The following is a 24,392-nucleotide window of genomic DNA, read 5'->3' on the forward strand; positions in this document are numbered from 1 at the left end:
GGGCCGATCTCGTCGGCCGGCCAGGCGCAAGTTTACCGCCACTGCGGCGGGGGCGAGCCGGTCCGACGCCGGCATCGTGTGCGCGGCGCTTCACCTTGCTCGGCAGACGACAAGCGAGGTGCTGGCTGCCCTCCCCTTGCTGTCTTCGCCGCCGCGCGGCGGGCGCGGGACGTGATCGCCCGCCGTCGCTCCACCCTGCGCGCTCATTCCTGCACGCGTGGGAGATACACGAGCAGAGGCGCATCCGCCACGAACGTATCGAGTACGCCGTCGGCGACCTTGACCGGACCTGCAAAACGGGTCGCGCCGGGAATCGATTGGATCGCGCTGGCCTTGGCGGCGAGCCGCTTGGCCTCTTCGAAATCGCGCAGCGCGGCCCGGTCGCCTGCGAGCGCCGCCGTCAATCCATCGGCGCTGAAACGCAAGGAGCGCCCCCACAGTTGCGTCGCATCCAGCCATGGAGCGGCTTCGGCCACGAAGCCCTGGGTGGAGGCTCCGGCACGGATCCGCTCCGGAGCCGCGGCAAGTGCATCGGCCGCCTTGCCCAGCGCATCGAGCGCGGCCTCGCTGGCCGCTGGGTCGCCGTCGGCAAGCGCGTCGCGCACGTCGTCGATCAGCGACTTGAGCCGGGGAGCCTGCGGCTGCCAGGGAAGGTGGCCGAACGTCGGCGCCATGTGCTGCGTGTCGAAGAAGGCCAGCAAGGCCTGGGTCACGACCGGGTCACCCCCGGCAAGATCGCGCGCCGCGGCGCGCCAGGTCCGTTGCGCATCGTAGTCGCGGTCGTTCCAGGCGAACGCCAGCAATCCCGCCACGGCCGGCCTGCTCGAGACCTCCTGATTCATCGGATTGGCGACGATACCGCTCAGTTCCTCCGACAGGCCCGCCTGGCGCCGATCGTAAGGCGCCATCAGCAACCGCCCGGTAGTCTCGGCGAAGTCGTTGACCGGGTAGTTGTCCCACAGCAGCGTCATGCGGCCGAACGCTTTGGTCGCGCTCTTCGCATCCATGATCGAGATCGAGGACGGCACTACATCGGTGCCTGTCCACTGGACGACGACGCGCGGGTCGAGCGCCTGCCGCAGCTTTGCCTTATAAGGCGATTCGGTGACGTTGAAATACTCGGTCGGCACCATGATCAGCGACCCATGGCCTGCCGCGGCGATATCCGCCTGCACCGCATTGAGCAGCTTCGCCTGGGCGGCGGCCGCCGCGCTCTCGCCCGCCGGACCGAATGCCGCCTCGTCGTCCTTGCAGTTCCATTTGGTGTATTCGATGTCGTCGAACGCGACGTAGAAGCTGCGCACGCCGCGCCCGCGCAGCGCCGCGAACTTGTGCCGGATCGCATCCAGGTCCGCCGGATCGCTGTAGCAGACCGAGGGACCAGGCGAGATCGCATAGACGAAATTGATGTGCTCGCGGTTGGCGACAGCGACGACCTTTCCCAGCGCATCGAGCGTGGCGGACGGATACGGATCCCGCCAGCGGTCGCGCGCGAACACGTCGTCCTTCGGGCTGTAGATGTAGGTGTTGGCCTTGAAGCGCGCGAGGAACGCGATATGCGCCGCGCGCTCTGCCATCGTCCACGGCTTGCCGTAGAAACCCTCGATGGTGCCGCGGACCGGCATCGCCGGATAGTCGGAGACCGCCACCGACGCCACGCGTCCGCGCGCGATGATCTGTCGGAATGTCTGTGCCGCGTGGTACAGGCCGTCGTTGTCCTTGCCGGCAAGGACGATCACCGCCCCCTCGCCGCCGGCGACGCTGCCCAACGCATAGCCTTCCTTGCGCTCCGGCAAGGTCGCGCCCGTGCGCGCGAGCGCCTCGCGCACCGGCGCAGCCTCGACCATACCGAGCAGCACATACACGGTGTCCAGATGCTTCGGCACGACCGAGGCGGCGCGGATCTGCACGACGCCCGCCGCCGCCAGCGCGTCGCGCACCAGCGTCTCCGTCGCGTGGTCGGTGCCTTCCGGCCGCACCAGCACCACGGACGGACCGAGCGCGAAATCCGCTCCGGTCATGCGCACCGACGCCGGGGTGGGAAAGATGGCCGGTAAGGTCGCCGCGATTGCCGGGCTTCCTGCAAGCAGCGCAAGCGCGAGCGCTGCCTTGGCCACAGCGTCAGCGCAGAACTGTCGGGACTTCCGCATCGAGCAACTCCATGCCGTGATTGGTATTTTAGTGATTCCTAAATGGTATCTACCAATGACGGCGAAGTCGAGGCATGACTTCCTTGGCTCCCTTCCTCCTGGCAATGCTCCCAATGTTGGTCCAGCGACTCGCGGCAACCGGTCCTGCTCGGATGCCGCCGGGCTAAGGGCGGTAGCCGAACTGCGCATCGACCGCAGCAGAAAGGCGCTCCAGCCCGTCCAGCAGGACGTCTTCCTCGATGGTCAAGGGAGGAATGAGCTTGACGACATTTTCGTCAGGTCCGCACAGTTCGACGATCAGCCCTTTTTCGAACGCTGCCTGGGAGACTCTGTCGGCGACATTCCTATCCTGGAACACCAAGCCCTGCAACATGCCGATTCCGCGTACTTCGGATATGTGCTCGGGAGCAGAGGCTTGCATGGAGTGCAGCGCCTCGGCCATCAACCGCGATCTGTATTCGATCGCATTGCAGAACTTGTGGTCCTCCCAGTATTTCAGCACCGCAGTGGCGGCAACGAACGCCAGATTGTTGCCACGGAAGGTGCCGTTGTGTTCGCCTGGTTCCCAGCGATCCAGGCCGGGCTTCATCAGGACCAGGGACATGGGCAGGCCATAACCGGAGATCGATTTCGACAGACAAACGATGTCGGGATAGATCCCCGAACGCTCGAAACTGAAAAACGCGCCAGTACGGCCGCAGCCTGCCTGGATGTCGTCCACAATCAGCACGATGTCGTGTTTCTTGGCGAGCTCGGCCAAGCGTGCGAGCCATGACGAGGATGCGACATTGATGCCACCCTCTGACTGCACCGTCTCGACGATGAACGCTGCAGGAAGGTCGATACCGGAACCGCTGCGCAGAAGCAGCGCCTCGATGACGTCCAACGAATCGATGTCCTTGCCCAGAAAGCCGTCGTAAGGCATGCGCACGACATCGTGCAGCGAAACGCCGGCCGCAGCACGCTTGGATGCTCTTGCCGATGCGGCAAGTGAAGCCAGGCTCATGCCGTGGAATGCATTGGTGAAGGCCACGACGTTGCGCCGCCCTGTTATCTTGCGCGCCAATTTCAGCGCCGCCTCGACCGCGTTGGTGCCGGTCGGTCCGGTGAACTGCAGCCGGTAGTCATAGCCTCTCGGCGTCAGGATGACGCGTTTGAACTCGTGCAAAAAATCCCGTTTCGCAAGCGTATGCAAATCGAGGGCCTGAATGATGCCGTCGCTCGACAGGTACTCGATCAATCTGTCGCGCACCTCGGGATTGTTGTGGCCATAGTTGAGCGAACCGGCCGCTGCGAGGAAGTCGATGTACATGCGCCCGTTCTCGTCTTCGAGAACGGCGTTGCGCGCGGTCGAGAACACGGCAGGGAATCGGCGGCAATAGCTCCTGACGCCGGATTCGACCTCGTTGAACACCTGAAAGGAGTTCTGAGCGCGCGGAATACCGCCAAGCTCGACGACTGTGCAAACTGACATTGAACGCTCCTTGATTCAATCGGATTGAGCTCGCGTAGTCCGTTACGGGTGGCCACGGCATCGCGCGAGCGGCTTTCGTTTCCGGCAGGAAGCCGGCTCGTCTCAGAATTCCATCTCGCGGCTGCAAAAAAGACGTTCCCCTGGAATGTCCGCTTGCTTGCACTTTTCCAGAAACATGTCCGATTCGACCAACTGAATGCTGTCCGGCTCGTACTTCAGGCCCATCATGTACTGCAGCCATGGCTCCTGACCCATGGCATAGATGAACACCCTTGGCGGCAGCACTTCACTCAGTACGTTCCATGCGCGCTCGCAATTGGCACCGGAGAGGCGTCTGGATTCATTGTTCTTTCGCGTGATGGGCTTTCCAAGCAATGGCTCGTACAGCCAGGCAAGCGGTGCACCATGGCATTCCATGCCGAGAAACAGCGCGTCTATCTTCCCTACCCTGCGCATCATCCGCTGGTAGAGCATGCCGTCGACGCCGTCGGAGTCGATCAGGAACATGAGCTTTCGCCCTTTGAGCGTCAGTGCAATGGCATGCTTGCTGTAGATGCTCAGGTCCGCATGCTCGCCGGTGAAAGGCAAGCTGAGAATCTCTCCGTCGGGAACCTCGACGTGCTCGAATGCGTCCAGCACCTCCACGTCGTCGAAACCCAGAGACCGCAACATCAACTTCATCGATGGATCGGCGACGTTGCCGCTGTTGTTCGCAGGCACCACCACCTTGCCGATACGATGCCTGAGCTGGATCAGCATTTCCGCGCAGAAATGATCCTGGTGGGAGTGCGTCAGGACCACATAGTCGATGAAGTCGGGAAGGTCGTTGTAGGTGAACCGCCCATCGTCCTTCGTCTCGAACGCCACCATCGGATCGAACAGGATCGATATCTGATCGGTCTGGAACAGCACGCAGGCATGACCGAAATAGCGCATGCGTACCCCGGCACCGGCATAGCCGCTTTCACCGCTCGTGACTGGAGGCGACGTGGTGAAGAACTCGGCGAACGCCGGAGCGGCATCTGTGGCCACTTCGAACAGATTGACGATCTCCTGGAAGGGCCGCGCCTTCGTGCGCATGCCCGCCAGCGCATCCATTCTCTTGTCCGAGAAGTGCATGTCGAAGCGGAAGGAATCCTTGCCGTCCAGGCGCGGCGTGCTCATGAAAAAATGCCGCTCCTGCTCGCCGGCCAGCTGCATGAAAATCTGCTGCTTCCCGCCCATTCCTTCATCGTAGACGAGGTCTTCGAAGAGCCTGATGTTGGGATGGTCGTTGGTGTCGTACAAGCACTCGACCAGACCGCGCAGCGACTGCGGCAGCCTGGAATAGAAACCATTCAGGGAAAATCCATTGGCCTCGGCCTGAAGCGTGGCACTGAAGTTCTTCAGGTCTTCGGCGAAGGTCAACATGGGGGCGCATAGCTTCTGGGTGTCGGCCATCAGTTGTTCGACGGCAGGCACATCCTCCAGCGCAAGGCTGACGAACGGGCCTCCATACATCTTCGGGTCGCTGCTCGCGGCCAGGTGTGCCGCAGGATTGGTCACGAACGACTGCATCAGTGGCAGCAGCCGGTACTTGAGGTTCATTGCCAGTTGCACCGGGGCGATCAGATACGGCCATGCGTACCAGCCACAGACGAGCGGCTCGATCTTCGTCTCGGATTTCAGGAAAACGGCATCGTTCGGATGCATCTAATGTCCTTATCAGGTTCTGCTTCTGGAGAAATGATGACTGGGGCCCGCCGGATCGCCTCAGGTCGAAGAAAGATAGGCGAGCGTCTTGCGCTCGCCCTTGAACGACTCGCGGCCATGCATCATCAGTACGTTGTCGATCATCAGCAGATCGTTTTTCTGCCAATCGAACAGCAATTTATTGTGGTTCAGTATTCGGCGCACGTCCTCAAGCATGTCCTCTTCCATCGCCTCGCCGTCGCCGTACTCGCATTCGTGCGGAAGGTTTCCCTTCCCGACCATCTGTTCGAACATGCCGCGAATGGCCGGATTCAATGCCGAGGAATGCCATTGCTCGGCCTGGTTGAACCAGACTTCTTCGCCGGTGTGCGGATGCGTAGTGAACGCATCGCACACCGTGGAGACGCGCAGCATGCCGTTTGCCGACCAGGTGCAGGCCGACCCCTGTTCGGCAGCGATGCGTTCCACGCGGGCGGGATCATCGGTCTGATAGGTCGCCTGCCAACTCTTTCCGAACGGGATGCCGGGCTGGAAGTTTCGGATGTACTTGATTCTCTTTGTGCGGAACTTCCGCACGACCTCGTCCTGCAAGCTCCGCAACACGTCGCCGCTGTTGGCCAATGACGTCTGTCCACCGGACACGGCCGGAGTCAGGCTGTAGAAGAACAGGCGCGTCGGCCAACTCGGCAGATAGGACATCTCATTGTGCATCGAGATCACTTCGCTGGCCGGATACTCCGTCGAGGTGAACACGTCGGCGACCACGCGGTTGCGCGGCGAGTCGCCGCCTACGTAGCCGAACGGCTTCGCGCCGAGGATTTCAGAGCAGTTGTGGAAGTCCTGCGCGCCATCCAAGCCGAATCCGCGGAACAGGATGCCGCCGTGCTGCTTCAGCAATTGCTGAATGTCCAACTGGTTTTCGGCCATATATGCCTGCAACGCGCCCAGGCTGGAATCCCCATTCGGGGTGACGACGACCGGATGGTGATCGGACGTCGAAAAAAGCGGACCCACTTTCATACTGCATTCTCCCCTCGGCTTGCGCGGATGATTTCTACGATCGAATTCTGGCGTGACGGGCCGGCGCGCCCCTGGCAGCACCATATCGCCGATATTGCTCAACCCAACGACTTGCGGCCTCCAGCATCGTTCCCCGGGTATGGCTGTGCGACGCGCTTTCCCCCAATAGCGCCCAGCAGCTCAAGCAACTCGGCATCGAGCTGTTCGAGCACGGCGCCGCGCTCGCTGTTGATGAAGAAATGCCCGCCCTCGAACCAGGTCGTCCGGAGATCGGCGGATGTCTCCTTTTGCCATCCTTCGACTTGCCCATGCCCTTTGTTCTCTTCCTGAAGGCCGGCATACACGCTGATCGGGATCTGCAACAACGGACCGGGACGGTAGCGATAGTTCTCCGCGATGGCGAAATCGGCGCGAATGGTCGGCAGCATCAAGGCCATCAGTTCCCGGCTTTCCAGCACTTCCGCCGGCGTGCCGTTGTAATGCCGGAGTTCGTCGATGAAAGCGCCGTCCGGCAACGTGTGCAGCTGCCGCGATGGGCTACGGAATTGCGGTGCGTGGCAGCCGGACATGAATAGGCGCTCAGGAACGACGACGCCGTGCAGGTACAGATAGCGCGCGAGCTCGAATGCGATCAATGCGCCTACACTGTGGCCAAAGAAGGCGAACGGAAGCGCACCCAGCTGCGCGATCGCCGGCGCCATGGCCGGCAGCAGTGCCGCCATGGAATCGATCGGCGGTTCCGCGATCCGCGCGCCGCGGCCCGGTAACTGCACTGCACAGATCTCGATCGCGGGATTCAGTGCGGAACGCCACGGCATGAAGCTGAAGGCGCTGCCGCCCGCGTACGCGAAACAGAACAACCGCATGCTGGGCTGCTGCTGAGCTATGCGCACCAGCCAAGGCGGCGACTGCATGGTAGCGATGCTGTTCATGGATTCGCCTCAAGTGGTGCGCGCGCAATGCGCCCAGCTGCCTGCGCCGTTTGCGGCGATCGCTCGCTGCGTTCCAGGAACGCCAGGATCGCTGCCGCGACGCGTTCGACGTGGGGCGCGCGCAACAGCCCGTCATGGTCCGTGTCGATCGCCTGCGTCTCGACAGCGCCGATCTGGATCCGTGCCGGATGCGGATCTGGACCCGACATCACTACGCTTTCGTTCGCCCAGAACGCCTGGACCGGCACGTCGACCGGATCGGGCCGGAACGCGGATACCAGCGCAAGGTGATGTGCGGTGATCGGAACCTGGGTCTTGAGGTGATCGAATGCTGCGCGGTCGAAGCCGGACAGGCCCCAAGCCAGCAGTTCGGGTGCCGCGCCTGAAAAGTCCGCTTCGAGCAGTCCCGCGATCGCTTCCAATGCAGGCGGCGCCTCTGTGCCGGCCCATTCGCCGGGAGAAACGCCGCTTGCTCGCAATTCGACCAGCGCAGCCTTGCGCAGCAGTTGCTCCTCCGAGCGTGCCGCGTCACCGAAGTTCGTATGCACATCGATCAATCCCAAATAGTCGACGGTATCGCCATTCTCGGCCAGATACCTGGCCGTCTCCGCGGCGATCAGTCCGCCGGTGGACCAACCCAGCAAGCGGTAAGGGCCAACAGGTTGTGCGGCGCGTATCGCCGTCGCATACGCCATGGCCATGTCCTGCATGGAGTCGATGCGCAGCCGCGATCCGGCAACCTCTGGCGATTGCACGCCATAGACCGGGCAGCGACCGGCGAAACATCCCGCCAATGCCCGATAGACAGAGACATGTCCGCCGACGGGATGGAAGCAAAAGAGCGGCCGCTGCGAGCCGGATGTCTGCAGCGGCACCAGCGATGACTCCGAATGGCGGTCTTGCTCGACCATTTCGGCGAGCGCTTTCACGCTTGGAGACGAGAAGATGCTGGCCAGCGGCAGCGAGACGGCGAAACGCAGCTTGATCGCGTGGATCATCCTGATCGCCAGCAACGAATGCCCGCCGAGCTCGAAGAAGTGGTCGTCGCGCCCGACTTGCGGCAGGTTCAGCAGTTCGCGAAAGATCTGCGCCATCGCCACCTCGGTGTCGCCGACGGGCGCTTCGTACTCGCGGCTGCCCTGTGAAAGCTGATCGGGTGCAGGCAGCGCTTTGCGATCCAACTTGCCGTTCGGCGTGAGCGGCAACGCATCCAGGCGGACGAATGCGCCTGGAATCATGTAGTCCGGCAGATCGCGTCGCAGGTGTTCACGCAGTTCGCCGATAGAGAATCCGTCGTCCGCAGCGACCACGTACGCCACGAGACGCTTGTCGCCCACGGAGTGCTCGTGCGCGACCACTACCGCGTCTCGCACCTTCGGGCAAGCTGCAAGCCATGCTTCGATCTCGCCGAGTTCGATCCGGAATCCGCGGATCTTCACCTGGGAGTCGTTGCGCCCCAGATACTCGATGTTGCCATCGGGCAACCAACGGCCTAGGTCGCCAGTCTTGTACATGCGCGCCTCCTCGTCGTTCACGAACGGATCGACCAGGAAGCGTTGCGCGGTCAACTCGGCGCGATTCAGATAGCCGCGGGCGACGCCCGGCCCACCGATGTGGAGTTCGCCCGAGACGCCAGGTGGTACCGGCTCTCCTTGTTCGTCCAGAATGTAGACATGCGTGTTTGCGATCGGACGGCCGATCGGCACGCTGCGCCCTGCGGGTGATGCCGTTTCGACTTCGAACGTGGTTGCGATCGTTGTCGTTTCCGTGGGGCCGTAGGCGTTGACCAGATGCTGCGGCGGTCGTGCACCGCTCATTAAGCGTGCCGCGTTGCGCGCATCCAGCACATCTCCGCCGACCAGTAGGTATTTCAGTCCTGCAAATGCCGGACCCAGCATCGCCGCATACTCGTTGAACAGTCCGGTGGTCAGCAGGATCACCGTGACCCTGGCGCCCGTCAGCAGACGGTTCAAGGCATGCGCGTCCATCAGCACGGATTGCGGGATCACCAGCAGCCGCGCGCCATTGAGCAACGCACCCCAGATTTCCCAAACCGACGCGTCGAAAGCCGGATTGGAACCATGGCCAACACAATCCGTCGCCGCGATCGGCGCGTAGCCGCTGTTGATGACCAGCCGCAGGACGCTGCGGTGCTCGACCATCACGCCCTTGGGCTTCCCGGTCGAACCAGAGGTATAGATGACGTAGGCAAGGTTGCGCGCGGTCAAGCCAGGGATCCTCGGATCGTGCGCATGTTCGAACTGCGCCGAAGACGCGACCTCCTCCAGCGCGAGCACTGGGCGTCCCGAGGACGCCGGCATCGGCGTACCTTCCTGCAGGCGCGAACGGATCAGCATAGCCACAGGGGCGGAATCTTCGAGCAAGTACGCGAGACGTTCGGCCGGATAGTTCGGATCCAGCGGCACATACGCGCCGCCTGCCTTCAGCACGCCGAGCAGACCGATCACCATGTCGAAGCTGCGCTCGACGCAGATCGCGACGCGCTCGTCCGGACGCACGCCCAATGCGATCAATCGGTGCGCCACCTGGTTCGCACGGCGATTGAGTTCGCCGTAGCTCAAGCACCGGCCATCGCACTCCACCGCGATCGCATCCGGGTGCTCCGCCGCTTGCGCTTCGAACACTTCATGGATCAGCTGGTCTTGCGGGTACTCGGCACGTGTCGCGTTGAATTCGACCAGGACCCGATCCCGGGCCGCCGCGGGCATCAACGGCAGTTGCCGCAGCGGCCGCTGCGGTTCGCTCTCGAGCGCCTCGACTAGCCCATGCACCACCGTTTCCAGATAGCTGGCCAACGTCGCTGGATCGATTCCCGCGGCGGATTGCACGGTCAAGCGGAATCCTTGCTGCAAATCGTCTACGGATACCGCCAGCGGATAATTGGTGCGTTCCTCGCCGTCGACGACGCGAATGCCTTCCCATGCCCGGCCAGTCGAATCGTCCTGGCGCCGCGCTTCGCCCCTGCCATGCCGGTAATTCATCAATGCCGTAAACAAAGGCAATGGCAGCGGAACGGCAGAGCAGCGCTGCGCCAGCGCCAACGATGCCTGTTCGTGCGTCAGCAATTCGCTCAGGTTGCGATGCGTGGCGCGTACCATTTCGCCCACGCCCGTTCCTTCGAACGCGATCCGGATCGGCAGGGTATTGATGAACACACCGACCACGCTTTCGGCGTCGAACGAGTGCTGCATGCGGCCGGACAGCACCGTACCGAACACAACGTCGTCGCGGCCGCTGCACTGGCCGAGGACGCGCGCCCATGCCAGATGGAACAAGGCCGCTGGCGTCGCGCCCTGCCGCCGCGCCGCGTCGCGGATACGTTGCGACAGCGCTTCATCGAGCTGCACCTGTGCTTCGCCGACAGATCCGCCGTCGCCCTGTACGTTCAAGACACCGTAGGGCGCGGTGGGTTCTTCGACGTCGCCCAGGCGCTTGCGGAAATACGCCTCGTGCGCTGCATCCGGCACCGTCTGCGCAGAGGCGATGAAATTGCGGTACGGCAAGGGTGCGGCCAGAAGATCGCCGCGTCCCTGCATCAACCATCGCATTTCCTTGAGCAGAATCTGCATCGAGTAGTTGTCGTCGATGATGTGATGGCTCAACAATGCCAGCATCCACTCGCCCGACGCCGGATCGGCAGCGGTGTATGCCGTCAGCAACGGCGCATACCGAAGATCCAGCCGTATCCGGCGCGGATCGGTGCGGGCCAGCAACTGCGGTGCCGCTGCGATACCTGCCGCTAGGGCCACTTCTACGATCTTCAAAGGGGCGCGGCGCTGCACGACCTGCACAGGTCTCGGCAGTCCTTCCCAGTGCATCGAACTGCGCAGGATGTCGTGGCGGTCGATCACCGCCTGCAATGCGCTCAGGAAATCATCCAGCCGCTCCCGACGATCGAACGTCGCCACCGTACGTACCAGATAGGCGTCTCCCTCGCCTCCGAGCAAGTGATGGAACAGAATTCCCTCTTGCAGCGGTGCCAGCGGATAGATGTCCTGCACGTTCGACACGCCGCCGGGTACGCCGGCGACGATGCCGTCGATCTGTTCCTGGCTCAGGCGTACCAACGGCAGCAGCTCTGGCACGATCGACGTGGTCTCCGTCGTGATCTGGTTCGGTGCGATGTCCATGCGCTGCGTGGTCTGCGGATCGCCGGCCAGTTGTTCTGCCAGTGCGCACAGAATGGGCGTCATGAAGACCATGCGCACATCCGCGCGCAGCCCGTGTTGGCGCAGACGCTCGATCAACCCGATGATCAGCAGCGAGTGGCCGCCGAGTTCGAAGAAATGGTCGTGCCGGCCGACCTGGGCCAGGCCGAGGAGGTCCTGCCAGATCGTCGCGATCGCTTGTTCGATCTGGCCGACCGGTGCGGCGTAGAGCCGGCTGGCGACCGCGTCCTGGTCCGGCGCCGGCAATGCCTGGCGATCCAGCTTGCCGTTGGGCGTCAGCGGCAGCGCGTCCAGCCGCACGAACGCGCTGGGGATCATGTACTCCGGTAAATCGAGTAGCAGGCGTTCACGCAGAGCCGAAGCTGTCACTTCGGCCTCATCCTGCAAAACAAAATATGCCACCAACCGCGTATCGCCTGCCCCGTCCTCGCGCGCGATCACCACCGCGTCGCGCACGCCTGCGCAGCCAGCCAGCTTCGCCTCGATCTCCCCCAGCTCGATGCGGAAGCCGCGCAGCTTCACCTGGAAGTCGTTGCGGCCCAGATACTCCAGGCTGCCGTCCGGCAGCCAGCGGCCGAGGTCGCCGGTCTTGTACATCCGCGCATCCGCATCGCCGGAGAACGGATCCGGCAAGAAGCGCTCCGCCGTCAGCTGCGGACGCTGCCAATATCCCCGGGCCACGCCGCCGCCAGCGACGTGGAGTTCGCCCGTCACCCCGATCGGCACCGGCTGGCGATGACGATCCAGCACGTACAGCCGAAGATCCGGCAAGGCAAGGCCAATCAGGCTGCCCCGCGCCTGCCGCACATCGTCTTCCGTGATCGGCCGGTACGTCGCATGCACCGTGATCTCGGTGATGCCGTACATGTTGACCAATTGCGTGCGCGCGGCCGCATTGCGCGCGAACCACGGCGCCAGCATCGGCAGCTCCAGCGCCTCGCCCCCAAAGACCACCACGCGCAGATGGTGCTCGGCCGTGGCCTCCTGTTGCGCCGCCATCAATGCGCGGAACGCGCTGGGCGTCTGGTTCAACACCGTGACGCCTTCGCGCACCAGCAGCGCATAAAATTCTGACGGCGTCCGCGCGCACAGCGCCGGCACGATCACCAGGCGGCCGCCATAGAACAGTGCTCCCCAGATCTCCCAGACCGAAAAATCGAACGCGAAGGAGTGGAACAGGGTCCACACGTCGCTCTCGTCGAAGCGGAACTGCGCGTGGGTCGTCGCGAACAGGCGTACGACATGGCCGTGCTCGACCATCACGCCCTTCGGTTGGCCAGTCGAACCGGAGGTGTAGATGACGTAGGCCAGGCTGCGCGTGGTCAGCGCCGGCACCACCGGATCGTGCTCGGGCATGGCGGCCAGCGATGCCTCTGCATCCAGCACCAGCGTGGGGATCGCCACGCTCGATGCCGGCAGCCGGTCCTGGAGCGCTGCCTGCGTCAGCAGCGCGACCGGCGCACTGTCTTGCAGCATGTAAGCCAGGCGCTCTGCCGGGTAGATCGGATCGAGCGGCACATAACCGCCGCCGGCCTTCAGGATGCCGAGCAGGCCGACCACCATGTCCAAACCACGTTCGGCATGGATGGCGACACGGTCGTCAGGCTGCACACCCAGCGCGATCAGGCGGTGCGCAACCTGGTTGGCGCGGCGATTCAGTGCGGCGTAGCTGAGGGACCGATCGTCGAACTGCAGCGCGATCGCCTCTGGCGTTCGCATCACTTGCGCTTCGAACAATGCGTGCACTGACCAATGCTGCGAAGACACACTTTGTTCCGCGCTGTCCAAGGCATACACGGATAGATCCGGCGGATAGGCGGCATGCGTCGCATTGAACCCCGCCAGCACCCGCTCACGCTCGTCGCCGGTCAACAACGGCAGGCGGCTCACCGGCTGCGTCTCGTCGGCCACCATGCCCTCGAGCAATGTCACCCAGTGCCCCAGCAGCCGCTCCACCGTGCCGCGGTCGAACAGGTCCGTGGCGTAGCCTAGGCTGCCCGCCACCCGCTCCGGCGTCTCGGTCAGCGACAGCGACAGGTCGAACTGCGCCGTATGGCGTTCGCTGGCGATCCCGGACAGGCGCAGGCCCGACAGTTGCTCAAGATCGCCGGCCGGCGTGTTGTTCAAGGTCAGCAGCACCTGGAACACCGGGCTATGCGCCAGGCTGCGTTCCGGCTGCAACGCCTCGACCACCTGCTCGAACGGCAGGTCCTGGTGCGCGTAGGCGCCCAGCGTCGTCGCCTTGACCTGCGCCAACAGCGCCGCCACGCTCGGGGCCGCGGCCAGGTCCACGCGCAGCGCCAGGGTGTTGACGAAGAACCCGATCAGCGGTTCGATCTCGGCACGCTGGCGGTTCGCCACCGGGCTGCCGACGACGATGTCGTCCTGGCCGCTCAGCCGCGACAGCAACGCCGACCAGCCGGCCAGCAGGGTCATGAACAGCGTGACGCCGTGGCGCTGGGACAAGCCACGCAGCGCCGTGGTGAGTTCCGGAGTCAGGCGTACGTCGAGCGCGTCGCCTGCATAGCGCTGCACGGCCGGACGTGGGCGGTCGGTCGGCAGTTCCAGCAGCGCCGGTGCACCGAGCAGATGCTTGCGCCAAAAGGCGAGTTGGGCCTGCAATACCTCGCCCTGCAGCCACTGCCGTTGCCAGGCGGCGTAGTCGGCATACTGGATCGGCAGCGGCGGCAAGGGATCGGCGGCGCCCTGGCAGAAGGCCGTGTACAAGGCGCTGACTTCGCGCACCAGCACGCCGGTGGACCAGCCATCGGAGACGATATGGTGCTGCGTCACCAGCAGCACGTGTTCCTGGTCGCTGAGTCGCAGCAAGCGGCCGCGGATCAGCGGCCCGACCGACAGATCGAACGGTGCACGCGCCTCTTCGTCGCTGTGTTCGGCCACGGCCGCAACTTGCGCTGCTTCGCCAAGATTGCGCAGGTCGTGTGCGACCAACACGAACCCGACCTCCGCCGGTGCGATCACCTGTTGCGGCTCGCCCTCGACGCTGACGAACGTCGTACGCAGGCTCTCGTGCCGCGCCACGATCCGGTCCAGGCTCGCATGCAAGGCATCGCGATCCAGTGCGCCACGCAACCGCAACGCGGCCGGGATGTGATACGCCGCACCTGCCGCATGGTCAAGCTGGTCCAGGAACCACAGCCGTTGCTGCGCCCACGACAACGGCAAGGCGCGATCGCGCTCCACCGGCACGATCGCGTCTTGCGATGAGGCGGTCGCGCCGGAGAGGCCGTGCGCCAGGCCGGCGAGCGTCGGCTGCGCGAACACGTCGCGCAATGCCACCTCCACCCCAAGCGCCGCACGCAGGCGGGTCGCCAGACGCACTGCCAGCAGCGAGTGACCGCCGAGTTCGAAGAAGTGGTCATGGCGGCCGACCTGGGCCAAACCGAGCAGGTCCTGCCAGATCGTCGCGATCGCTTGTTCGATCTGGCCGACCGGTGCGGCGTAGAGCCGGCTGGCGACCGCGTCCTGGTCCGGCGCCGGCAATGCCTGGCGGTCCAGCTTGCCGTTGGGCGTCAGCGGCAGCGCGTCCAGTCGCACGAACGCGCTGGGGATCATGTACTCCGGTAAATCGAGTAGCAGGCGTTCACGCAGAGCCGAAGCTGTCACTTCGGCCTCATCCTGCAAAACAAAATATGCCACCAACCGCGTATCGCCTGCCCCATCCTCGCGCGCGATCACCACCGCGTCGCGCACGCCCACGCAACTGGTGAGCTTCGCCTCGATCTCGCCCAGCTCTATCCGGAAGCCGCGCAGCTTCACCTGGAAGTCGTTGCGCCCCAGGTACTCCAGGCTGCCGTCCGGCAGCCAGCGGCCGAGGTCGCCGGTCTTGTACATCCGCGCATCCGCATCGCCGGAGAACGGATCCGGCAGGAAGCGCTCCGCCGTCAGCTGCGGACGCCGCCAATACCCACGCCCGACCTGCACACCGCCGATATGCAACTCGCCGGTGACACCGACCGGAACCGGCACACCATGCTTGTCCAGGACGTACATCCGCGTGTTCGCGATCGGCCGGCCGATCGGCACGGTGCCCGGATGCCGGTCGGCATCGCATCGCCAATACGTCACGTCGACCGCCGCTTCCGTCGGCCCGTACAGGTTGTGCAGGCGAACGTGCGGCAACGCCCGTTGGCAACGCAACTGCAGCGCAGGCGGCAACGCCTCGCCGCTGCACAGCACGTCCCGCACGCTCCCGCAGCGCGCCGCCTCGGCCCGCTCCAGGAACAGTTGCAACATCGACGGCACGAAATGCGCGAGGGTGATGCCCGCCTCTTCGATCAGGTCCACCAGGTACTCCGGGTCCTGATGCCCCGCCGGCTTGGCCAGCACCAGCCGCGCGCCGGCCAGCAGCGGCAGGAAGAACTCCCAGACCGATACGTCGAACCCGAACGGCGTCTTCTGCACGACGCGATCCTCGGCCGACAGCTGGAACTGCGACTGCGCCCACAACAGACGATTGACTACCCCGCGATGCTCGTTCATCGCGCCCTTGGGCTGGCCGGTGGAGCCCGAGGTGTAGATCACGTAGGCCAGATGCCGCGGGGTCAACCCCGCCACGACCGGGTCGTGCTCGGGCAGCGCGGCCAGCGCCCGGTCTGCGTCCAGCACCAGTGTCGCGGCCGAGCCGAGCATCGGTAGACGCGCCAGCAGCGCCGCCTGCGTCAGGACGACGCCCGGCGCGCTGTCCTCCAGCATGTAGGCCAGGCGATCGTCGGGATAGGACGGGTCCAGCGGCACATAGGCACCACCGGCCTTCAGGATGCCGAGCAAACCCACGACCATCTCCAGGCTACGCTCGACGCAGATCGCCACGCGATCGTCGGGCTGCACACCGAGCGCGATCAGGCGATGCGCGAGTTGGTTGGCGCGGCGGTTCAAGATGGCGTAACTGAGGGACTGGCCGTCGAACTGCAGTGCGATTGCCCCCGGGGTGCGCGCCACCTGTGCTTCGAACAACGCATGCACGGACAGATCCGGCGGATAGGCGGCATGCGTCGCATTGAACCCCGCCAGCACCCGCTCACGCTCGTCGCCGGTCAACAGCGGCAGGCGGCTCACCGGCTGCGTCTCGTCGGCCACCATGCCCTCGAGCAATGTCACCCAGTGCCCCAGCAGCCGCTCCACCGTGCCGCGATCGAACAGGTCCGTCGCGTAGCCCAGGCTGCCCGCCACCCGCTCCGGCGTCTCGGTCAGCGACAGCGACAGGTCGAACTGCGCCGTATGGCGTTCGCTGGCGATCCCGGACAGGCGCAGGCCCGACAGTTGCTCAAGATCGCCGGCCGGCGTGTTGTTCAAGGTCAGCAGCACCTGGAACACCGGGCTATGCGCCAGGCTGCGTTCCGGCTGCAACGCCTCGACCACCTGCTCGAACGGCAGGTCCTGGTGCGCGTAGGCGCCCAGCGTCGTCGCCTTGACCTGCGCCAACAGCGCCGCCACGCTCGGGGCCGCGGCCAGGTCCACGCGCAGCGCCAGGGTGTTGACGAAGAACCCGATCAGCGGTTCGATCTCGGCACGCTGGCGGTTCGCCACCGGGCTGCCGACGACGATGTCGTCCTGGCCGCTCAGCCGCGACAGCAACGCCGACCAGCCGGCCAGCAGGGTCATGAACAGCGTGACGCCGTGGCGCCGGGACAAGCCACGCAGCGCCGTGGTGAGTTCCGGAGTCAGGCGTACGTCGAGCGCGTCGCCTGCATAGCGCTGCACGGCCGGACGTGGGCGGTCGGTCGGCAGTTCCAGCAGTGCTGGTGCACCGAGCAGATGCGTGCGCCAAAAAGCGAGCTGGGCCTGCAATACCTCGCCCTGCAGCCACTGCCGTTGCCAGGCGGCGTAGTCGGCATACTGGATCGGCAACGCCGGCAAGGGATCGGCGGCACCCTGGCAGAAGGCCGTGTACAAGGCAGCGACTTCGCGCACCAGCACGCCGGTGGACCAGCCATCGGAGACAATATGGTGCTGCGTCACCAGCAGCACGTGTTCCTGGTCGCTGAGTCGCAGCAAGCGGCCGCGGATCAGCGGCCCGACCGACAGATCGAACGGTGCACGCGCCTCTTCGTCGCTGTGTTCGGCCACGGCCGCAACTTGCGCTGCTTCGCCAAGATTGCGCAGGTCGTGTGCGACCAACACGAACCCGACCTCCGCCGGTGCGATCACCTGTTGCGGCTCGCCCTCAACGCTGACGAACGTCGTGCGCAGGCTCTCGTGCCGCGCCACGATCCGGTCCAGGCTCGCACGCAGGGCAGCGCGATCCAGTGCGCCACGCAACCGCAGCGCGGCCGGGATGTGATACGCCGCACCCGCCGCTTGGTCGAGCTGGTCCAGGAACCACAGCCGTTGCTGCGCCCACGACAACGGCAAGGCGCGATCGCGCTCCACCGGCACGATCGCCTCTTGCGATGAGGCGGTTGCGCCGGAAAGGGTGTGCGCCAGGCCGGCGAGCGTCGGCTGCGCGAACACGTCGCGCAATGCCACCTCCACCCCAAGCGCCGCACGCAGACGGGTCGCCAAACGTACCGCCAGCAGCGAGTGGCCGCCGAGTTCGAAGAAGTGGTCGTGCCGGCCGACCTGGGCCAGGCCGAGCAGGTCCTGCCAGATCGCTGCGATCGCTTGTTCGATCTGGCCGACCGGTGCGGCGTAGAGCCGGCTGGCGACCGCGTCCTGGTCCGGCGCCGGCAGTGCCTGGCGATCCAGCTTGCCGTTGGGCGTCAGCGGCAACGCGTCCAGATGCACGAACGCGCTGGGGATCATGTACTCCGGTAAATCGAGTAGCAGGCGTTCACGCAGAGCCGAAGCTGTCACTTCGGCCTCATCCTGCAAAACAAAATATGCCACCAACCGCGTATCGCCTGCCCCGTCCTCGCGCGCGATCACCACCGCGTCGCGCACGCCTGCGCAGCCAGCCAGCTTCGCCTCGATCTCCCCCAGCTCGATGCGGAAGCCGCGCAGCTTCACCTGGAAGTCGTTGCGGCCCAGATACTCCAGGCTGCCGTCCGGCAGCCAGCGGCCGAGGTCGCCGGTCTTGTACATCCGCGCATCCGCATCGCCGGAGAACGGATCCGGCAGGAAGCGCTCCGCCGTCAGCTGCGGACGCTGCCAATATCCCCGGGCCACGCCGCCGCCAGCGACGTGGAGTTCGCCCGTCACCCCGATCGGCACCGGCTGGCGATGACGATCCAGCACGTACAGCCGAAGATCCGGCAAGGCACGGCCAATCAGGCTGCCCCGCGCCTGCCGCACATCGTCTTCCGTGATCGGCCGGTACGTCGCATGCACCGTGATCTCGGTGATGCCGTACATGTTGACCAATTGCGTGCGCGCGGCCGCATTGCGCGCGAACCACGGCGCCAGCATCGGCAGCTCCAGCGCCTCGCCCCCAAAGACCACCACGCGCAGATGGTGCTCGGCCGTGGCCTCCTGTTGCGCCGCCATCAATGCGCGGAACGCGCTGGGCGTCTGGTTCAACACCGTGACGCCTTCGCGCACCAGCAGCGCATAAAATTCTGACGGCGTCCGCGCGCACAACGCCGGCACGATCACCAGGCGGCCGCCATAGAACAGTGCTCCCCAGATCTCCCAGACCGAAAAATCGAACGCGAAGGAGTGGAACAGGGTCCACACGTCGCTCTCGTCGAAGCGGAACTGCGCGTGGGTCGTCGCGAACAGGCGTACGACATGGCCGTGCTCGACCATCACGCCCTTCGGTTGGCCAGTCGAACCGGAGGTGTAGATGACGTAGGCCAGGCTGCGCGTGGTCAGCGCCGGCACCACCGGATCGTGCTCGGGCATGGCGGCCAGCGATGCCTCTGCATCCAGCACCAGCGTGGGGATCGCCACGCTCGATGCCGGCAGCCGGTCCTGGAGCGCTGCCTGCGTCAGCAGCGCGACCGGCGCACTGTCTTGCAGCATGTAAGCCAGGCGCTCTGCCGGGTAGATCGGATCGAGCGGCACATAACCGCCGCCGGCCTTCAAGATGCCGAGCAGGCCTACGACCATCTCAAGGCTACGCTCGACGCAGATCGCCACGCGATCGTCGGGCTGGACGCCGAGCGCGATCAAGTGATGCGCGACTTGGTTGGCACGGCGGTTCAGTGCGGCGTAGCTGAGGGACCGATCGTCGAACTGCAGCGCGATCGCCTCTGGCGTGCGCATCACTTGCGCTTCGAACAATGCATGCACGGACAGATCCGGCGGATAGGCGGCATGCGTCGCATTGAACCCCGCCAGCACCCGCTCACGCTCGTCGCCGGTCAACAGCGGCAGGCGGCTCACCGGCTGCGTCTCGTCGGCCACCATGCCCTCGAGCAATGTCACCCAATGCCCCAGCAGCCGTTCCACCGTGCCGCGGTCGAACAGGTCCGTCGCGTAGCCCAGGCTGCCCGCCACCCGCTCCGGCGTCTCGGTCAGCGACAGCGACAGGTCGAACTGCGCCGTATGGCGTTCGCTGGCGATCCCGGACAGGCGCAAGCCCGGCAGTGGATCCAGATCGCCGCCGGCCGGCGTGTTGTTCAAGGTCAACAGCACCTGGAACACCGGGCTATGCGCCAGGCTGCGTTCCGGCTGCAACGCCTCGACCACCTGCTCGAACGGCAGGTCCTGGTGCATGTAGGCGTCCAGCGTCGTCGCCTTGACCTGCGCCAACAGCGCCGCCACGCTCGGGTCCGCGGCCAGGTCCACGCGCAGCGCCAGGGTGTTGACGAAGAACCCGATCAACGGTTCGATCTCGGCTCGTTGGCGGTTCGCCACCGGGCTGCCGACGACGATGTCGTCCTGGCCACTCAGCCGCGACAGCAACGCCGACCAGCCGGCCAGCAGGGTCATGAACAGCGTAACGCCATGGCGCTGGGACAAGCCACGCAGCGCCGTGGTGAGTTCCGGAGGCAGGCGCACGTCGAGCGCATCGCCTGCATAGCGCTGCACGGCCGGACGCGGACGGTCGCTCGGCAGTTCCAGCAGCGCCGGTGCACCCAGCAGGTGCGTGCGCCAAAAGTCGAGCTGGGCCTGCAACACCTCGCCCTGCAGCCACTGCCGTTGCCAGGCGGCATAGTCGGCATACTGGATCGGCAACGCCGGCAACGGATCGGCGGCGCCCTGGCAGAAGGCCGTGTACAAGGCTGCGACTTCGCGCACCAGTACACCGATGGACCAGCCATCGGAGACGATATGGTGCTGCGTCACCAGCAACACGTGTTCCTGGTCGCTGAGTCGCAGCAAGCGGCCGCGGATCAGCGGTCCAATCGACAGATCAAACGATGCACGCGCTTCGGCCTCGCTCATCTCCGCGACCGCTGCAGCTTGCGCCGCCTCATCGAGATCGCGTAGGTCGTGTTCGACCAGCACGAACCCGAGTTCCGCCGGCGCGATCATCTGTTGCGGCTCGCCCTCGACGCTAACGAACGTCGTGCGCAGGCTCTCGTGCCGCGCCACGATCCGGTCCAGGCTCGCATGCAGGGCATCGCGATCCAGTGCGCCATGCAACCGCAACGCGGCCGGGATGTGATACGCCGCGCCCGCCGCATGGTCGAGCTGGTCCAGGAACCACAGCCGTTGCTGCGCCCACGATAATGGCAAGGCGCGATCGCGTTTCACCGGCACGATCGCGTCTTGCGATGAGGCGGTTGCGCCGGAGAGGGCGTGCGCCAGGCCGGCGAGCGTCGGCTGCGCGAACACGTCGCGCAATGCCACCTCCACCCCTAGCGCCGCACGCAGACGGGTCGCCAAACGTACCGCCAGCAGCGAGTGGCCGCCGAGTTCGAAGAAGTGGTCATGCCGGCCGACCTGGGCCAGGCCGAGCAGGTCCTGCCAGATCGCTGCGATCGCTTGTTCGATCTGGCCGACCGGTGCGGCGTAGAGCCGGCTGGCGACCGCGTCCTGGTCCGGCGCCGGCAGTGCCTGGCGGTCCAGCTTGCCGTTGGGCGTCAGCGGCAGCGCGTCCAGTCGCACGAACGCGCTGGGGATCATGTACTCCGGTAAATCGAGTAGCAGGCGTTCACGCAGAGCCGAAGCTGTCACTTCGGCCTCATCCTGCAAAACAAAATATGCCACCAACCGCGTATCGCCTGCCCCATCCTCGCGCGCGATCACCACCGCGTCGCGCACGCCCACGCAACTGGTGAGCTTCGCCTCGATCTCGCCCAGCTCTATCCGGAAGCCGCGCAGCTTCACCTGGAAGTCGTTGCGCCCCAGGTACTCCAGGCTGCCGTCCGGCAGCCAGCGGCCGAGGTCGCCGGTCTTGTACATCCGCGCATCCGCATCGCCGGAGAACGGATCCGGCAGGAAGCGCTCCGCCGTCAGCTGCGGACGCCGCCAATACCCACGCCCGACCTGCACACCGCCGATATGCAACTCGCCGGTGACACCGACCGGAACCGGCACACCATGCTTGTCCAGGACGTACATCCGCGTGTTCGCGATCGGCCGGCCGATCGGCACGGTGCCCGGATGCCGGTCGGCATCGCATCGCCAATACGTCACGTCGACCGCCGCTTCCGTCGGCCCGTACAGGTTGTGCAGGCGAACGTGCGGCAACGCCCGTTGGCAACGCAACTGCAGCGCAGGCGGCAACGCCTCGCCGCTGCACAGCACGTCCCGCACGCTCCCGCAGCGCGCCGCCTCGGCCCGCTCCAGGAACAGTTGCAACATCGACGGCACGAAATGCGCGAGGGTGATGCCCGCCTCTTCGATCAGGTCCACCAGGTACTCCGGGTCCTGATGCCCCGCCGGCTTGGCCAGCACCAGCCGCGCGCCGGCCAGCAGCGGCAGGAAGAACTCCCAGACCGATACGTCGAACCCGAACGGCGTCTTCTGCACGACGCGATCCTCGGCCGACAGCTGGAACTGCGACTGCGCCCACAACAGACGATTGACTACCCCGCGATGCTCGTTCATCGCGCCCTTGGGCTGGCCGGTGGAGCCCGAGGTGTAGATCACGTAGGCCAGATGCCGCGGGGTCAACCCCGCCACGACCGGGTCGTGCTCGGGCAGCGCGGCCAGCGCCCGGTCTGCGTCCAGCACCAGTGTCGCGGCCGAGCCGAGCATCGGTAGACGCGCCAGCAGCGCCGCCTGCGTCAGGACGACGCCCGGCGCGCTGTCCTCCAGCATGTAGGCCAGGCGATCGTCGGGATAGGACGGGTCCAGCGGCACATAGGCACCACCGGCCTTCAGGATGCCGAGCAAACCCACGACCATCTCCAGGCTACGCTCGACGCAGATCGCCACGCGATCGTCGGGCTGCACACCGAGCGCGATCAGGCGATGCGCGAGTTGGTTGGCGCGGCGGTTCAAGATGGCGTAACTGAGGGACTGGCCGTCGAACTGCAGTGCGATTGCCCCCGGGGTGCGCGCCACCTGTGCTTCGAACAACGCATGCACGGACAGATCCGGCGGATAGGCGGCATGCGTCGCATTGAACCCCGCCAGCACCCGCCCACGCTCGTCGCCGGTCAACAACGGCAGACGGCTCACCGGCTGCGTCTCGTCGGCCACCATGCCCTCGAGCAATGTCACCCAATGCCCCAGCAGCCGTTCCACCGTGCCGCGGTCGAACAGGTCCGTCGCGTATGTCACCCCTCCGACGATTCCATCCTGAAGATCGGATACATACAAGGCGAGATCGACCTGCGCGGTCTGTTGCAGGATATCGACACCGGACAAGGTCAATCCGGGCAAACGGTCGAGACCATCGCCACCAGGCGTATTGTTCAGCACCAGCAACACCTGGAACACCGGGCTATGCGCCAGACTGCGTTCGGGCTGCAGCGCCTCGACCACCTGCTCGAACGGCAGGTCCTGGTGCATGTACGCGTCCAGCGTCGTCGCCTTGACCTGCGCCAATAGCGCCGCCACGCTCGGATCCGCCGATAGGTCCACGCGCAGCGCGAGGGTGTTCACGAACAATCCGATCAGCGGTTCGATCTCGGCACGCTGGCGGTTCGCCACCGGGCTGCCGACGACGATGTCGTCCTGGCCGCTCAGCCGCGACAGCAACGCCGACCAGCCCGCGAGCATCGTCATGAACAAGGTGACGCCATGGCGCTGCGATAGTGCGCGCAAACGCGCGCTCAGGTCATGGGACAAGCGGATCGAGGCATCGTTGCCTCGGTAGCTTTGCACAGGTGGGCGTGGGCGATCGGTCGGCAGCTCCAGCAACGCCGGCGCACCCTTCAGACAGCGGCGCCAGAAATCGAGTTGGCCCCGCAGGGCGTCGCCCTGCAGCCATTGCCGTTGCCAGGCAGCGTAGTCGGCATACTGGATCGACAACGCCGGCAAGGGATCGGCCGCACCCTGGCAGAAGGCGGTGTACAAGGCGCTCACTTCGCGCAACAGCACGCCGGTGGACCAGCCGTCCGAGACGATATGGTGCAGCGTCACCAGCACTACATGTTCGTGCTCCGCCAACTGCAGCAGGCGGCCGCGTAGCAAGGGCCCGCACGCCAGATCGAACGGTGTACGCGCTTCTTCGTCGCTGTGTTCGGCCACTGCCGCGGCTTGCGACGCCTCATCGAAATCGCCCAGGTCGTACTCGATCAACACGAACCCGATATCTGCCGGTGCGATCACCTGTTGCGGCTCACCTTCGACGCTGACGAACGTCGTGCGCAGGCTCTCGTGCCGCGCCACGATCCGGTCCAGGCTCGCTTGCAACGCTGTCCGGTTCAACGCGCCACTCAAGCGCAGCGCCGTGGGAATGTGGTACGCCGCGCCGGCGGCACGGTCGAGCTGATCGAGGAACCAAAGACGTTGCTGCGCCCACGACAACGGTATAGCGACGCTGCGGTCGGCGCGTGGAATTGGCGATGTCGAGGCGAAATTGGAAACCAGCTTCGCGCGAGCGAGCTTGAGCAAACGTTCCCGTTCGGCAATCGAAAGCTTGTTGAGCGCTACCTGTTCCATCTTTCCATCATTCCTTTCAACAAAATCG

6 protein-coding genes are annotated in these 24,392 nt (G+C 65.2%); all 6 read right to left on the reverse strand.

The features are described 5' to 3' along the window. Positions 1-203: 203 nt before the first annotated feature. The 6 genes from NUG20_RS11290 to NUG20_RS11315 all read right to left on the reverse strand — a co-directional run bounded on the left by NUG20_RS11290 (position 204) and on the right by NUG20_RS11315 (position 24,364). Positions 204-2,150, reverse strand: coding sequence for a glycoside hydrolase family 84 protein (locus NUG20_RS11290; protein ID WP_263394591.1), 1,947 nt, complete (start codon positions 2,148-2,150; stop codon positions 204-206). A 163-nt stretch (positions 2,151-2,313) separates the two neighbouring features. Then, positions 2,314-3,624 (reverse strand): diaminobutyrate--2-oxoglutarate transaminase, encoded by a 1,311-nt coding sequence (gene ectB, locus NUG20_RS11295; protein ID WP_263394592.1) that lies wholly within the window; start codon positions 3,622-3,624, stop codon positions 2,314-2,316. A 102-nt stretch (positions 3,625-3,726) separates the two neighbouring features. After that, positions 3,727-5,316, reverse strand: coding sequence for an MBL fold metallo-hydrolase (locus tag NUG20_RS11300; protein WP_263394593.1), 1,590 nt, complete (start codon positions 5,314-5,316; stop codon positions 3,727-3,729). A gap of 60 nt (positions 5,317-5,376) precedes the next feature. Further along, the gene (locus tag NUG20_RS11305; protein ID WP_263394594.1) at positions 5,377-6,438 is read right to left on the reverse strand and encodes a TauD/TfdA family dioxygenase; all 1,062 of its coding nucleotides are present in this window, start codon (positions 6,436-6,438) and stop codon (positions 5,377-5,379) included. Beyond that, positions 6,435-7,268 (reverse strand): thioesterase II family protein, encoded by an 834-nt coding sequence (locus tag NUG20_RS11310; RefSeq protein ID WP_263394595.1) that lies wholly within the window; start codon positions 7,266-7,268, stop codon positions 6,435-6,437. The genes NUG20_RS11305 and NUG20_RS11310 overlap by 4 nt, the downstream gene beginning before the upstream one ends. After that, complete coding sequence (locus NUG20_RS11315; protein ID WP_263394596.1) at positions 7,265-24,364, reverse strand: non-ribosomal peptide synthase/polyketide synthase; 17,100 nt, start codon at positions 24,362-24,364, stop codon at positions 7,265-7,267. The genes NUG20_RS11310 and NUG20_RS11315 overlap by 4 nt, the downstream gene beginning before the upstream one ends. Positions 24,365-24,392: the final 28 nt, after the last annotated feature.

This window comes from Xanthomonas sp. CFBP 8443 (assembly GCF_025666195.1).
Taxonomy (GTDB): Bacteria; Pseudomonadota; Gammaproteobacteria; order Xanthomonadales; family Xanthomonadaceae; genus Xanthomonas_A.

What these genes read in the sequence shown, in the direction of transcription:
- NUG20_RS11290 (WP_263394591.1), bottom strand. Translation starts at nt 2,150, where the DNA reads ATGCGGAAGTCCCGACAGTTCTGCGCTGACGCTGTGGCCAAGGCAGCG.
- ectB (WP_263394592.1), bottom strand. Translation starts at nt 3,624, where the DNA reads ATGTCAGTTTGCACAGTCGTCGAGCTTGGCGGTATTCCGCGCGCTCAG.
- NUG20_RS11300 (WP_263394593.1), bottom strand. Translation starts at nt 5,316, where the DNA reads ATGCATCCGAACGATGCCGTTTTCCTGAAATCCGAGACGAAGATCGAG.
- NUG20_RS11310 (WP_263394595.1), bottom strand. Translation starts at nt 7,268, where the DNA reads ATGAACAGCATCGCTACCATGCAGTCGCCGCCTTGGCTGGTGCGCATA.
- NUG20_RS11315 (WP_263394596.1), bottom strand. Translation starts at nt 24,364, where the DNA reads ATGGAACAGGTAGCGCTCAACAAGCTTTCGATTGCCGAACGGGAACGT.